Source organism: Enterobacter cloacae complex sp. SHL012 (genome assembly GCF_049237505.1).
GTDB classification, from domain to species: domain Bacteria; phylum Pseudomonadota; class Gammaproteobacteria; order Enterobacterales; family Enterobacteriaceae; genus Enterobacter; species Enterobacter kobei.
The window spans coordinates 136,121-150,420 of sequence record NZ_JBMKIZ010000002.1; the positions used below are offsets into that span (position 1 = coordinate 136,121).

Annotated in this window: 13 protein-coding genes and 2 tRNA genes; 5 read left to right on the plus strand and 10 right to left on the minus strand. The window is 54.5% G+C overall.

The annotated features are described in order from the left end of the window. Nucleotides 1-8: 8 nt before the first annotated feature. The 4 genes from ACOTY9_RS08350 to ghrA form a co-directional block, all read right to left on the minus strand. Complete coding sequence (locus ACOTY9_RS08350) at nucleotides 9-491, minus strand: DUF1097 domain-containing protein (protein ID WP_074170090.1); 483 nt, start codon at nucleotides 489-491, stop codon at nucleotides 9-11. A 96-nt stretch (nucleotides 492-587) separates the two neighbouring features. After that, nucleotides 588-1,142, minus strand: coding sequence for a TorD/DmsD family molecular chaperone (locus tag ACOTY9_RS08355; protein WP_063666645.1), 555 nt, complete (start codon nucleotides 1,140-1,142; stop codon nucleotides 588-590). A gap of 20 nt (nucleotides 1,143-1,162) precedes the next feature. Next, on the minus strand, nucleotides 1,163-1,900 hold the full coding sequence (locus tag ACOTY9_RS08360; RefSeq protein WP_014883328.1) for a phosphatase: 738 nt from the start codon (nucleotides 1,898-1,900) through the stop codon (nucleotides 1,163-1,165). Between the two features lie 84 nt (nucleotides 1,901-1,984). Beyond that, the gene (gene ghrA, locus ACOTY9_RS08365; protein ID WP_032637010.1) at nucleotides 1,985-2,923 is read right to left on the minus strand and encodes a glyoxylate/hydroxypyruvate reductase GhrA; all 939 of its coding nucleotides are present in this window, start codon (nucleotides 2,921-2,923) and stop codon (nucleotides 1,985-1,987) included. A 231-nt stretch (nucleotides 2,924-3,154) separates the two neighbouring features. Here ghrA and ACOTY9_RS08370 point away from each other — a divergent pair. Further along, a tRNA-Ser gene (locus ACOTY9_RS08370) sits at nucleotides 3,155-3,242 on the plus strand. A 132-nt stretch (nucleotides 3,243-3,374) separates the two neighbouring features. On the opposite strand, the gene ACOTY9_RS08375 is transcribed toward ACOTY9_RS08370, so the two are convergent. Beyond that, nucleotides 3,375-4,280, minus strand: coding sequence for a LysR family transcriptional regulator (locus ACOTY9_RS08375; RefSeq protein ID WP_348565638.1), 906 nt, complete (start codon nucleotides 4,278-4,280; stop codon nucleotides 3,375-3,377). Nucleotides 4,281-4,389: 109 nt separating this feature from the next. Here ACOTY9_RS08375 and ACOTY9_RS08380 point away from each other — a divergent pair, with 109 nt between their 5' ends. From ACOTY9_RS08380 to ACOTY9_RS08390, 3 genes are all read left to right on the plus strand, one after another. Continuing rightward, on the plus strand, nucleotides 4,390-5,250 hold the full coding sequence (locus tag ACOTY9_RS08380; protein ID WP_023337078.1) for a pirin family protein: 861 nt from the start codon (nucleotides 4,390-4,392) through the stop codon (nucleotides 5,248-5,250). 19 nt (nucleotides 5,251-5,269) lie between these two features. Beyond that, nucleotides 5,270-5,947, plus strand: a complete 678-nt coding sequence (locus tag ACOTY9_RS08385; RefSeq protein WP_023337077.1) for an isochorismatase family protein — start codon at nucleotides 5,270-5,272, stop codon at nucleotides 5,945-5,947. A 137-nt stretch (nucleotides 5,948-6,084) separates the two neighbouring features. Next, nucleotides 6,085-6,172 (plus strand) — tRNA-Ser (locus tag ACOTY9_RS08390). Between the two features lie 177 nt (nucleotides 6,173-6,349). Here the strand turns inward: ACOTY9_RS08390 and ACOTY9_RS08395 are convergent. The 5 genes from ACOTY9_RS08395 to efeU all read right to left on the minus strand — a co-directional run bounded on the left by ACOTY9_RS08395 (nucleotide 6,350) and on the right by efeU (nucleotide 12,843). Then, entirely contained in the window at nucleotides 6,350-7,855 is a 1,506-nt protein-coding gene (locus tag ACOTY9_RS08395) for an alanine/glycine:cation symporter family protein (RefSeq protein ID WP_023332665.1), read from the minus strand. A gap of 406 nt (nucleotides 7,856-8,261) precedes the next feature. Further along, nucleotides 8,262-9,053: a phosphate starvation-inducible protein PhoH gene (phoH, locus tag ACOTY9_RS08400; protein WP_014883322.1), complete on the minus strand. Its 792-nt coding sequence runs from the start codon at nucleotides 9,051-9,053 to the stop codon at nucleotides 8,262-8,264. A gap of 499 nt (nucleotides 9,054-9,552) precedes the next feature. Further along, a complete protein-coding gene (gene efeB / locus ACOTY9_RS08405) occupies nucleotides 9,553-10,836 on the minus strand; it encodes an iron uptake transporter deferrochelatase/peroxidase subunit (RefSeq protein ID WP_014883320.1) in 1,284 nt (427 codons plus the stop codon). A 5-nt stretch (nucleotides 10,837-10,841) separates the two neighbouring features. After that, nucleotides 10,842-11,969, minus strand: coding sequence for an iron uptake system protein EfeO (gene efeO, locus ACOTY9_RS08410; protein ID WP_023332662.1), 1,128 nt, complete (start codon nucleotides 11,967-11,969; stop codon nucleotides 10,842-10,844). 40 nt (nucleotides 11,970-12,009) lie between these two features. Then, complete coding sequence (gene efeU / locus ACOTY9_RS08415) at nucleotides 12,010-12,843, minus strand: iron uptake transporter permease EfeU (RefSeq protein WP_348565639.1); 834 nt, start codon at nucleotides 12,841-12,843, stop codon at nucleotides 12,010-12,012. A 251-nt stretch (nucleotides 12,844-13,094) separates the two neighbouring features. Here efeU and ACOTY9_RS08420 point away from each other — a divergent pair, with 251 nt between their 5' ends. After that, complete coding sequence (locus ACOTY9_RS08420; RefSeq protein WP_014883317.1) at nucleotides 13,095-14,279, plus strand: NupC/NupG family nucleoside CNT transporter; 1,185 nt, start codon at nucleotides 13,095-13,097, stop codon at nucleotides 14,277-14,279. Nucleotides 14,280-14,300: the final 21 nt, after the last annotated feature.

Here is a 14,300-nt window from a genome sequence, read left to right on the forward strand (position 1 = left end):
GCCTTTTTTTATTCACTCACCGCGGTGATGTTTTGCGTTTTTTCCCGTCGCGCCGCCAGCCAGAGACCGCTGTTCTTCATGGCATAGCCAAACAGCAACCCCAGCGCCAGTGAAGGGACGACCAGCTTCCACTCCCCCTGTCCGGCAAAGGTCGCGCACGCCCCCATAAAGGTGCCCGGTACAAACGACAGCAGCAGATGCTTCGCCTGAATACACATCAGGAAGGCAACGACCCCCGTCATGACGTAGCCCAGGATCTCCAGATGCGGCGCCAGCGCGCTGCCTTTGATGATAACCAGCGCCCATATAACGCCGCTCATCAGCGTGCAACCAGAGATAAAGAGCCCTTTCAGCCCTCCCTGCGGGCAGGCGAAATAGGCCGTGCAGCCAAGGAAGCCAGCCCAGCTTAATAAACCGAGAGACACCGCCACCCATCCCCAGATACCGGAGAGAATGCCCGTCGTGATTGCAATACAAAGTAATATGTTCATGGTGCGCATCTTAGCAGATGCGCACCATGGAAATGAGATCAGAAGCACATTGCGTGCAAGTTGAAATGTATCGTTGCAGAATTTTTGTGATGTAAATCACTCTTCACTCTCTTCTTCCAGCTCATCCCACATTGCTGCGATGGCGTCGCGCGTCAGCGGAGCCAGCGTTCTCCAGAACGGAGAGGTGGCGTGGGCTTCAACTTTCCCCAGGAAGGTTCCAACCCACGGCAGCAGATACGTCTCGAAGAGGATTTCGATGGCTTCATTTTCATCATCACCCGCGTTGTCTTCGATCCAGGAGGCCGCCAGCAGCAGAGTACCAATATGATCGGCTGGCGTATCGCTCAGCGGCATACCGCGCTCAGAGAGGAATGCCCGCACTTCCGCTTCGGTCACCCCTTCCTGCCAGGCAGAACGGTAGGGCGAAACGCGGCACTCTTCCCCCACGAACAATGCGTTGTAGTCCGTTGAGATCTGCTGCATATCACAGCTTTTCTGCAGACGTTCCAGTAACTCATCCTGTTCCAGCGGCCAGTTCTGCGCCAGCTTACCCTCGCGAATGAGCGTAAACAGCGGAACCAACAGCGGGTCCTGCGGCTGGCGATAATACAGGGAGCCCAGCACGCGGCAAAGGATGGAGAATTCATTCATTGTGTTATTCCGTTATTCAATTAAAGGTCGGCAAATTCATCAACGGGCGTCATGCCGCGCGACTCCAGGAAGTCGAGCATACGGCGCGGCGTGACGTTCAGGATCTGTGCTTCCGGGAAATTGACGTCCTGCAGCACTTTCATGCACTCGCCAAAATCCCCCAGCGTGAAGGCCGTGTGCGAATCAGAGCCCAGCGCCACCATCCCTCCGGCATCACGCACGGCGGCTGCCACTTCGCGACAGTTGGCTTCACTGCCTTTACGCGAGTGCACGAACGAGGAGTTGTTAATCTCCAGCGCCACACGGTGTTTCGCGGCGGCCTGCGCCACGGCCTGAATATCAATAGGGTATTTAGGATTACCCGGATGGCTGATGATATGCACATTGCCGCTGGCAATGGTGGCAATCATCGCCGCGGTATTGGTCTCTTTATCCTGCGGCGGGAAAACCGGCTCATGGAAACCGGCAAGGATCAGATCTAAGGAGGTCAGCATCGGGCCGGTGCAGTCGATTTCACCGTCGGTGTTTTTGATGTTCGCCTCAATGCCGCGCAGTATCCCAATGCCATCCACCAGACGTGGCCAGATCCGCATATTCACAAAATGCCAGTAGTGCGGCGCATCCGCCATATCCGGGCCGTGATCGGTTATCGCAAAGAGCTTAATACCTTTTAGCTTTGCCTGGGCGATATAATCATGGAGGTTGCTATACGCGTGGGTGCTGGCGACGGTGTGCATATGCAGGTCAACGGGATACATCTTTCTCTCCTCTGCGGTTTTTCCAAAGGATAGCAGTTATCAGCGGCGAATATTAGCAAAAACCCGGCCAACGCCGGGTTTCTCTCAGTAGCCGCGCTGTCGGTCGACCTGACCGGTAACCGCGTTCCCCTTCTCTATTTCACCGATAGTATGCGAGATATAAGCCACCGCCTCAGCCGGTCGCGTCACGGCGGCGACATGCGGGGTCATTGCCACGCGAGGGTGTCGCCATAGAGGGCTTTCTTCAGGCAGCGGCTCACGGCTGTAAACATCCAGCATGGCACCTTTAAGCTTTCCGCTATCCAGCGCCTTCAGCAGATCCGGCTCCACCAGATGCACCCCGCGCGCCAGGTTCATCAGGTAGCTCTGATCGGCCAGCTGATTGAGCAAGGCTTCGTTGATAATCCCCACCGTTTCCGCCGTATTCGGCAGCAGGTTGATCAGCACGCGTGTGCCTTTCAGAAACGCCGGGAGTTCATCCGTTCCGGCAAAACTCTCAACGCCCGGATACGCTTTACGGCTACGGCTCCAGCAGCGTAACGGGAAGCCCCACGGGGCAAGGGCTTCAGCCACCTTTGAGCCCAGCACGCCCGCCCCGAGGATACCGATGGTAAAGTCTTCACGTTGATATTCCGGCAGCGGCTCCCAGTGGGATTGCTGCTTAAAGGCCTGATAATCATCAAAGCGACGGAACCAGTGCAGGACCTGGCTGACGGCATATTCCTGCATTTGCTGGCCCATACCGGTATCTTCCAGGCGGAACAGGGGGATATCTTCCGGCAGCATCTCCGGGTGTGCCTTCAGTTTGCTCAGAATGGAATCCACGCCAGCGCCAAGCGCAAACACGGCCTTCAGTTTACGGCCCTGAAGCATCTCAACGGGTGGATGCCAGACCAGCGCATAGTCAGCATGTTCGTTATCGCCCCGCTTCCACTCACGAACGCGCGCGCCCGGCAGTGCTGCCGACAGTGCTTTAATCCAATAAGCCGTATCAAAAGTGGGGTGATAGAAGAGTATATCCATAGTCATTCCTGCCTTTTTCGCGCTGTTTTGTTTTCATTTTCAAATGGATTGTCAGCATAACAAATTTATGGCGCTATGTTATTGCTGATAAAAAAGACGCTTTTCGCACATTTCGGAATCAGGTTGCCTGAAGTTTGTCTAAACACGCTAAATTACTGAAAAAGTGAGTTGACGGCAGTTCGGCTTTTCCTTACATTAGCGCCCGTCCCGGCAACAACGGGATGACAATATGGTGAGGTGTCCGAGTGGCTGAAGGAGCACGCCTGGAAAGTGTGTATACGGCAACGTATCGGGGGTTCGAATCCCCCCCTCACCGCCATATTTAAAGAAGAGCTCGCATGAAAATGCGGGCTTTTTTTTCGCATGTTGCACGTCTGCAGGGGATTCGAACTTTGCTTCCTCTGCGGTGAATATGTCGGGTGGCGCTTCGCTTACCCGACCTACAAAGAATTTACTCCTCAACCATCCGCGCATACTCTTCGGTTAGAAAATCGACCAGCGCCCTGACCGATGGCAGTAGACCGCGCCGCGAAGGATACACCGCGTGGATCACTTCCCGTCTGGGCTCCCAGGCATCCAGAACCCGCACCAATTCCCCTGTCGCCAACTGTTCTTTAACCATTAAAATCGGCAACTGCACCACGCCTACGCCCGCCATCGCCGCTTCCCGCAGCGCCAGCATATCGGTAGTTATAAAGCGCGGCGTGTAGTGGATTTCGGCTTTCGCTCCCTCCGGACCGCTCAGATCCCATTTATGCAGTTGCTTGCCCGCCCCCATACTTAAACCCGGCCAGTCGCTGAGTTCAGCAGGCATCACCGGGTTGCCCATCCGCTCAATCAACGCCGGGCTCGCCACCAGGCAGTGTCCTCTGTCAGCCAGCACCCTTAACACCAGATCGCTGTCATCAAACGGACGCGGACGAACGCGGATCGCCACGTCAATGCCTTCACCTACCAGGTCAACCCGCCGGTTGGTGGCCTCCAGCTGAAGATTGATCCCCGGGTAGCGCGCCATAAACCGCGCCAGCATGGGCCCCACATGAACGTGCAGCAACGTGACAGGACACGTTATCCTGACAACACCGCGCGGTTCAGCCTGTAAGGCAGCCACCGCCTCCTCCGCCGCTTCAGCCTCGACCAGCATGGCTTTACAGTGCTGATAGAACGTTTGCCCCACCTCCGTCACCGTAAACTGCCGCGTGGTACGCTGTATCAACCGCACACCCAGCCGCTCTTCCAGTTGCGCAATCCGGCGGCTCAGTTTCGATTTAGGCTGATCGAGCGCCCGACCTGCCGCTGCAAACCCACCGTGGTCCACCACTTTCACAAACCACACGAAATCATTGAGATCCTGCATACGCCCTCATTGTTCCATTTTAAGAACAGTGAATGTCATTTTCACTCTCTACCGGGATATTAGCTCTGAATATAAGCTAATTACATCGACAGCACATCAGGAGTTAATCATGAAAAACGTAACAGGCGTCTATACCGCACCTCGTCCCCATTGGGTCGGAGACGGTTTCCCGGTTCGTTCGATGTTTTCCTATCAGACGCACGGTGAATCACTCAGTCCGTTCCTGCTGCTGGACTATGCCGGTCCCTACACCTTCCCGGCGGATGGCGCGAAGCGTGGCGTGGGCGAGCACCCTCACCGTGGCTTTGAAACGGTCACCATCGTCTACTCCGGCGAAGTGGAACATCGTGACTCCAGCGGCAAAGGCGGAGTCATCGGACCGGGCGACGTGCAGTGGATGACGGCGGGCGCAGGCATTTTGCATGAGGAGTTCCACTCCAGCGCGTTCTCGCAGAAAGGCGGCGAACTGAAAATGATGCAGCTGTGGGTCAACCTGCCCGCCAAAGACAAGATGGCAGCGCCCGGTTACCAGAGCATCACGAAGGCGGATATCCCTGTCGTCACGCTGCCGGATAGCAGCGGAACGTTGCGCGTCATCGCCGGCCGCTTTGACGAGGTGACTGGCCCGGCTCATACCTTCTCACCGCTGAATGTGTGGGATCTGACACTACGCCAGGGCAGCCACCTGACGCTCAATCAGCCTGAAGGCTGGAGCACGGCGCTGGTGGTACTTGAGGGCAGCGTAACGGTGAACGGCACCACGCCAGCGGGTGAGGCACAGCTGATCGTATTCAGTCAGCAAGGCGACAAGCTTCATCTGGAAGCAAACGGCGACGCAAAAGTACTGCTGATGGCCGGCGAGCCGCTGAATGAACCGATTGTGGGCTATGGCCCGTTTGTGATGAACAGTAAAACCGAAATCGCGGAAGCCATTCGTGATTTCAACTCCGGCCGCTTCGGCCAGATCTAAACGTAATAAGGAGCGCAAAATGTCTACCCCTGCAAACTTCAACGGTACACGTCCCGTCATTGACGTAAACGATGCAGTCATGCTGCTTATCGACCACCAGAGCGGGCTGTTCCAGACCGTCGGCGATATGCCGATGCCAGAACTGCGCGCCCGTGCGGCGGCGCTGGCAAAAATCGCCACCCTGGCGAAGATCCCGGTGATCACCACCGCTTCCGTCCCGCAGGGACCGAACGGCCCGCTTATCCCGGAGATCCACGCCAATGCGCCGCATGCTCAGTACGTGGCCCGCAAAGGTGAGATCAACGCCTGGGATAACCCGGAGTTTGTCGCGGCAGTAAAAGCCACCGGGCGCAACACGTTGATCATTGCGGGCACGATCACCAGCGTCTGCATGGCCTTCCCGTCGATCAGCGCGGTTGCGGATGGGTATAAAGTCTTTGCGGTAATTGACGCCTCCGGCACCTACAGCAAAATGGCGCAGGAGATCACCCTCGCGCGTGTGATGCAGGCCGGTGTGGTACCGATGGACACCGCGGCGGTGGCGTCTGAGATCCAGCGAACCTGGAACCGCGAAGATGCTGCGGAGTGGGCTGAGGTGTACACCCATATCTTCCCGGCGTACCAGCTGCTGATCGAAAGCTATAGCAAAGCTCAGGAAGTGGTTAAAAACAGCGAAGTGCTCGATTCACAGCGTTAATTCAGCCCTCAGCGGCATGTGCTGATTAAGGCTTAACCGAACAAGCACGAATACAGAAAATCTGCTTGACCGTGTAAGCGCAACTCCCTATAGTAGCGCCCCGTTGCCCCCCACGCGGTCAGGCAGCAAAACAATATGGTGAGGTGTCCGAGTGGCTGAAGGAGCACGCCTGGAAAGTGTGTATACGGCAACGTATCGGGGGTTCGAATCCCCCCCTCACCGCCATATTCAAGATGAGAGCTCGTACGAAAGTACGGGCTTTTTTCTTTTATATTCTCCAGCGGGGGGGATGAGAATCCCCGACCGGGGTTCGACAAAACCCGTAGGCCCGTGCAAGCGTAGCGCCGCCGGGCGAAACGTTGTCAGCAGTCTGAGCCCGTATTGCGATACCGGCTGTCACGATTAATTGTTCAGTTTCCCTGCGCTTTGCTCTCTCACGACAGAAGTCGTCTGCCCCGGATTCGCAGCCGGTTCATCCTTACGCTCTCCCAGCCAGTAATCGGCATTTTTAATTCCCAGTCGAACCGGATCAAACTGTGGATCCAGTCCCTGTGCATTCTGGGTTTCATAATCCTTAAGGCTGACAAAGGCTTTTTTATGTAAAAGCACAATGGCAATAATGTTAAGCCATGCCATCATCCCAACCCCAATATCCCCCAGTCCCCACGCCAGATCCGCGGTGCGGACGGTCCCGTACACGGTGGAAGCCATCAAACATAATTTGAGCAGGAATGTCAGCCAGGGACGGTGAATTTTACGGTTGATGTAGGCGATATTGGTTTCGGCGATATAGTAGTACGCAATAATGGTGGTAAAGGCGAAGAAGAACAGCGCAATGGCAACAAAGTAATTACCAAAGCCCGGCATCATACTTTCCATCGCCGTCTGAACATAGCCAGGACCTGCGGCCACGCCTGCAATCCCCGTATAGAGTGCAGCGCCGTCGACGCCCTGAACATTATACAGCCCGGTGATCAGCAGCATAAACCCGGTCGCGGAGCAGACAAACAGCGTATCGATATAAACTGAGAATGCCTGCACCAGCCCCTGTTTCACCGGATGGCTCACCGCTGCCGCAGATGAAGCATGCGGTCCGGTCCCCTGTGCCGCTTCGTTGGAATAGACGCCGCGCTTAACGCCCCACATAATCGCCTGACCCAGAATCGCGCCAAAGCCCGCTTCAAAGCCAAAAGCACTTTTCCAGATCAGCAGAATAACACCAGGAAGCTCGGTAATATTAATCGCGATAATAACGCAAGCCACAATAATATAGCCAAGTGCCATAAACGGAACGACCATACTGCTAAAACTGGCGATCCTTTTCACACCACCGAAAATAATAAAGCTTAACAGTACGGCAAGTAATGCCGCCGTGACATTGGGATCAAGCCCAAAAGCTATCTCCAGGCTGGCGCCAATCGAGTTTGCTTGAACCCCTGGCATTAATAAACCGCAGGAGAAAATGGTGACGACTGCAAATAACCATGCATACCATTTGACCCCTAATCCTTTTTCGATATAAAAGGCAGGACCGCCACGATATTCACCGTTGATTTTTTCTTTATAAACCTGGCCCAACGTAGATTCCACAAACGCTGAGCTGGCACCCAAAAACGCCACCATCCACATCCAGAAAAGTGCGCCCGGTCCACCGAAGGTGATTGCGGTGGCGACACCAGCAATGTTTCCGGTCCCTACTCGCCCTGCCAGCGTCATCGTCAGTGCCTGGAAAGACGATACCCCTGCATCGGTAGGACGCCCCTGGAACATCAAGGTAATCATATGTTTTATATGACGTAACTGCAAAAAACGACTACGTAATGAGAAATAGAGACCGACACCCAGACATAAGAATATTAACGCCGGGCTCCAGATAACACCGTTAATTGCACCAACCAGTTCGTTCATGTATGACCCTCAACGTGATGTTCCAGGGAAACGGTTCCCCATGGGATTTTCTTGTTAGAATGTTGTTTGAATCAGTACGAAACATAGATAATTACCCTCAATATACCAACTTAATTTTTACAACTTAGTAACATTATGTGACAACATTCACGTTTAAATTTGAATGAACAATTAGCGCGATCATGATATTCATGGGTATTTTGTGGATATTATAAATACGCATCACATTTCGCCAGGCGTGATAAAAACCCACCGCTGAAATGAATACCGAAATGATGAATTCCGCACGACAGGCGATCTATTAAAAGATAACCAGGCGCGAGTAGAGCACAGGAATAAAAGAAGCTTCCCGGCATGATGCCGGGAAGGGATTACTGAAGAAGGATAAAACGGTAATGTTTTACCTTCAGTCGGAATAGACTTGCAACGTCCGCTGACACAGTGCCGAACGCACGCAATCCTCTTTCGTGAAGCGTACCACCCCAATCATCTCATCTTCCTCAAAACGTGACATCGCGTCGCTCAGCCCGGATTTCACGCCGGATGGCAGGTCACACTGGGTAATGTCGCCGTTAACGATGACCGTCACGTTCTCCCCGAGGCGCGTTAAGAACATCTTCATTTGCGCAGCGGTCACGTTCTGAGCCTCGTCAAGAATGACGACCGCATTTTCAAATGTACGTCCGCGCATATAGGCGAACGGCGCGATTTCCACCTTGCCAATCTCTGGTCGCAGGCAGTACTGCATAAAGGATGCACCCAAACGCTTCACCAGCACGTCATAGACGGGTCTGAAGTACGGGGCAAACTTCTCCGAAATATCGCCGGGCAGGAAGCCGAGATCTTCATCCGCTTGCAGTACCGGACGGGTAACAATAATACGCTCCACGTCCTTATGGATCAGCGCTTCCGCCGCTTTGGCTGCACTGATCCAGGTTTTCCCGCATCCGGCTTCACCGGTTGCAAAGATGAGCTGTTTACTCTCGATAGCATTCAGGTAGTGCGCCTGAGCCTCATTGCGCGCCACAATTGGAGAATGATCACGGCTGTCTCGGGCCATGCCAATTGCTTCTACGCCACTCATCTGCACAAGCGAGGTGACCGATTCTTCTTCACGCTGTTTATGGCTACGTGAGTCCCGTCTCAGCACACGTTTTGCCTCGCGACGAGCTTTGATCACTGCTTTTTGTCTTCCCATGGATAGCACCTTGAGTTGTTGGTATTCATCACACGTGCCAGCGTCGGCACGATTATGCGCACGAACATCAGAGGGTTGGCTTCCTTGTAAGCCATTGCTTGCTTTATCAGATGACGATACAGAACGGCTACGCGCACCAGTCTGCACGTCGGTCGAATCAGATTCTTGAGGAGAGGGGGAGAATTTAGTGGTGAGGAAATCGCTGCCGGAGTCTGAGCCTCCGCGCCGGGTGCTGCGGTTGTTATGTTTACCTTGTCCAGTACAGGACGCAACCATTCGCGATCTCCATAGTGATTCAGCATCACTGCCGGGAACTACCGCTGTCTTATCTTAAGTACATCAGGAGTTATCATAAATGCAACATTTATTTTACCTGATTGCAACTTTTCAGACTGCTCCTGCAGCGGATTCAGTCTTATATAGAAATATTACAGAAATATAACAATATGTTTGTCATAGGAAAAAATAATGTCCCCGCGAACTCTCGCAGGGACAATTATCAGGCTTCAATCAGATCTTGCGCGAGATACGCGTTCCGGTCGCGCACGCCAGGCAGGGCAAAGAAGTAGCCGCCGCCGATGGGTTTTACATACTCTTCCAGCGCTTCGCCGTTTAAGCGCTTCTGCACGGTCAGGAAGCCCTTTTCAAGGTCATGCTGATAGCAGACGAACAGCAGCCCCATATCGAGCTGGCCTGCGTTGGTCACGCCGAGGGAGTAGCTGTAGCCACGACGCATCATCAGGCTGGACTGCGTCTCTTTGGTGCGCGGATTGGCGAGGCGAATATGGCTGTCCAGCGCAATCACATCGCCATTGGGATCGCGGGCATAGTCGGGCACATCATGCTCATGCGTCATACCGAGCGGCGCCCCGCTCTGCTTGTCGCGGCCGAAAATGGTCTGCTGCTCTTTCAGCGGCGTGCGGTCCCAGAACTCCACATGGAACTGGATAATGCGCACCGCCTGGTAGCTGCCGCCGACGGCCCACGCCGGTTCGCCCTGATCCGCCGTCACCCACACCACCTCTTTCATGAGCGCAGCATTGCTGCTGTCCGGGTTGGCCGTGCCGTCCTTAAAGCCCAGCAGGTTAACCGGCGTCTCTTTCCCTTTACTGCGCGCAGCGTGGTCAGAGATAAACCCTTCCCGCTTCCAGCGCACGCTGAGCAGATCCGGGGTGTGCTTGATGATATCGCGCAGGGCGTGGATCACCGTGTCCTGGGTATTGGCGCAAATCTGCAGGAGCAGGTCGCCATGACACAACCCCGCGTCGAGGGAATCGTTTGGAAAACGCGTCATTTTTTGCAGCGCTTTCGGCTTCTGCTTTGTCAGGCCGTAGCGGCCATCAAACAGCGACTCTCCGACCGACACGGTAATGGTCAGGTTATCGGGCGCGATAAACGCCCCGAGAATACCGGAGTCCATTGGCGGCAGGCGCGGATTCGGCGTGTCCGGCGCCGGTCCACCTGCGGTCAGAAACGCAATGCGTGCCGTCAGCAGGCGGAACAGACGTTCCAGATCGGCTTTATCGCTGGCCAGCGAATCAAACGCCACCAGCATCATGGAGGCCTGCTGCGGCGTCAGAATGCCCGACTGATGATCGCCGTAAAAAGGCTGCGTCTCCATGCGGGCATTGGGGGACAGCGTGCCAGGTGCGCTTTGCGGTTTCGCCGCATGCGCCACCGGGCAGCCGCCTGCAAGGGCAAGCGCGCCGCCCAGCGCCCCTACCCCTTTTAACAACCGACGACGGGAAGGTTCTACCTCGTCGAATTTGCCATTCTTGTTCATCGTGCTTAGTCCAGACCCAGTACGCCGCGCAGCAGAGAGAGATCTTCCGCCAGGGCGGTAATCGGGCCTTTCAGCGCATTACGGTCGGCGTCGGTCAGCTTATCGTATGTTTCAAATCCGTCTTTGGTACGGTATTTCGCCAGAATGGTGTCGACTTTTTTGAAGTTGGCATCCACTTTTGCCAGCAGTTCGCTGTTCTCTTTCTGCAGCTGAGGACGCAGCAGATCGACAATTTTCTGCGCACCGTCGACGTTGGCCTGGAAGTCCCAGAGGTCGGTGTGGCTGTAGCGATCTTCTTCACCGCTGATTTTGCTTGCGGCCACTTCTTCAATCAGACCCGCCGCGCCGCCCACCACTTTTGAAGGCGGGAAAGCCAGCTCGCTGATGCGCTTTTGCAGTTCCAGCACGTCGCCGTTCAGCTGTGCGGCGTATTTTTCCATCCCTTTGGTAGTGTTGTCGCCAAACAGGGCTTTCTCCAGACGGTGGAAGCCGGTGAATTTCGGATCGGCGGCCTTCTGCTCGAAATCATCTTCGCGGGCGTCAATGCTGCCATCAAGGTCTGAGAACAGCTCGGCAATCGGCTCGATGCGCTCGTAGTGCTGACGGGTTGGTGCATAAAGGGATTTGGCTTTTTCGATATCACCGGCTTTCACCGCATCGGTAAAGGCTTTCGTGCCCGCCACCAGATCTGCCGTCTCTTTGGTAACGTATGCTTTATAAGCGGTAATCGCGTCACCCAGGCTCAGCACCGCAGCGCCTTTCGCCGCATCCGCCGTCGCTTCACCTTTAACGATCAGCTTACCCTTAGGATTGGTCAGCAGACCGCAGGTCATTTCATACTCGCCCGGCTGCAGGTTGGCGGTCATCTTCTGGCTGAAGCCAGGGGCGATATTTTCACGCTCTTCGACGACCAGCACCCCTTTCAGGATCTCCCACTCCAGCGCCTTCTGGCTGTGGTTCTGAATAATGAACTGGGTTTTACCGCTGTTCACCGTGAGGGTCATCGGCTCGCACTGCTTGTCATTGACGGTCACTTTGACCTGAGGAACATCGGCCCCCCAGGCGGAAAATGCGGAAGCGAACAGCGCGGCAATGCCTGCGCATAACGCACTACGACGGAACTGAATTGCCATGACTCTTCCCTTTAAAAGTATGTTGTAACTAAATCAATTATTACGGCGCGACGCGCGTCGCCTGTGTGCCGGTACGCGGCGGCATCGCAAACAACACCAGCGCCGGCACCAGATAAATAAAGTACATCGCCACTTCGCTCACGCTCGGTGTCTCCTGGTAACCGAAGATACCTTCGAGCAGAGTGCCGGTCAGAGAGTGTGTGGAGAGGACATTGCTGAGATCAAACGCCACGTCCTGGAAGTGGTTCCACAGGCCCGCTTCATGAAAGGCGCGGATCGCCCCAGCCGCCAGCCCCGCGGCGACCAGCAGAATAAACAGGCTGGTCCATTTGAAGAACGCCCCCAGGTTAAGGCGAATACCGCCCCAGTAGAGCAGGAAACCCAGCACAACGGCCGTTGCCAGCCCCAGCACTGCCCCCAGCGGCGGCCAGATGCCTACGTCCTGCTGGAAGGCGGCCAGCAGGAAGAAGACCGATTCCAGCCCTTCACGCGCCACCGCAAAAAAGACCATCATGATCAGCGCCCAGCCGTGATGGTTGCCTTTTTGCAGGGCGTTATCCACCGCCTGCTCCAGCTGGACTTTCACATTGCGGGAGACCTTACGCATCCAGAACACCATCCAGGTCAGAATCACCACCGCAATGACGGCGACAATCCCCTCAAACAGCTCTTGCTCTTTCTGCGGGAACTCGCCGGTGGTTTCGTTGATGAGGATACCCAGGCCCAGACAGAGCGCCGCGGCGAGGAACACGCCAATCCAAATGACGCCAATCCAGCGTCCGCGCTGGGTTCGCTTCAGATAACTGGCGATAAGGCTGACAATCAGAGCCGCTTCGAGCCCTTCACGTAACATAATGAGAAATGGAACAAACATGCCGACACCTTAAATGTTTATCGCGGTCAACTGATGCAAAGAAAGGTAAATTCTTGTGATAGTGATTATCATTACGCCGAGAAGAAAAACAAGCGAAATGTGGGATGTTTTGATGACGAGTTGTAAACGCGAAGCCTGATAATAGTTGTCAACGTAATCATTACGTTTATAAGTTATAACGAAAATGCCCATTTACGGTTAATCAGCGCTGTGGCTAAATATCTGCCTCGAAAACCAAGTGAAAATAAACCATGTTTAAGATTATCCATTTCCTGCTGGCGCTGGTGATTATTCTTGCGCTCGCCTGGCTGGTGAGTTTCGACCGCCGAAAAATTCGCATTCGTTATGTTTTACAGCTGATTGTTATTGAGATTGCCCTGGCGTTCTTTTTCCTGCATGCCGAAAGCGGGTTATTCCTGATTAAATACGTTTCTGGCTTCTTTGAATCCCTGCTGAAATTTGCTGGCGAAGGCACCAATTTTGTCTTTGGCGGAATGGGTGAAAAAGGGCTGGCGTTCATTTTCCTTGGCGTGCTTTGCCCGATTATTTTTATTTCCGCATTGATTGGTATTCTCCAGCACTGGCGGATCCTGCCGATTTTTATTCGGGTTATCGGGACGCTGCTGTCAAAACTGAACGGTATGGGCAAGCTGGAATCGTTTAACGCGGTGAGCTCGCTGATCCTCGGCCAGTCGGAAAACTTCATTGCCTACAAAGGCGTGCTGGGGGATCTCTCCTCGCGCCGTCTGTTCACCATGGCTGCGACCGCCATGTCGACCGTTTCCCTGTCGATTGTCGGCGCTTATATGACCATGCTCGACGCCAAATTTGTCGTTGCGGCGCTGATCCTGAACATGTTCAGCACCTTCATTATTCTCTCCGTCATCAATCCGGTGCGTCCGGAAGCGGAGCCGGATATCAAGCTGGAAAAACTGCATGAATCCCAGAGCTTCTTCGAAATGCTCGGGGAGTATATTCTGGCCGGTTTTAAGGTAGCGATGATTATTCTGGCGATGCTGATTGGCTTTATCGCGCTTATTAGCGCCGTTAACGCCCTCTTCTCCAGCGTATTCGGCATGAGCTTCCAGCAGATTTTGGGTTATGTGTTTTATCCGCTGGCGTGGCTCATCGGTATTCCGCTGAGTGATGCGCTCAACGCCGGCAGTATTATGGCAACCAAGCTGGTGGCAAATGAATTTGTGGCGATGATTGAACTGCAAAAAATTGCCCATCAGATGTCACCGCGCGGGCTGGGCATTTTATCCGTCTTCCTGGTGTCGTTCGCTAACTTCGCGTCTATTGGTATCGTCGCAGGCGCCATCAAGGGCCTGAACGAGCGGCAGGGGAACGTGGTTTCGCGGTTTGGTCTGCGCCTGGTGTACGGCGCGACGCTGGTGAGCCTGCTGTCGGCGAGCTTTGCGGGATTAGTGTTGTAAGTTTTGTGCGGTTTGTGCCCG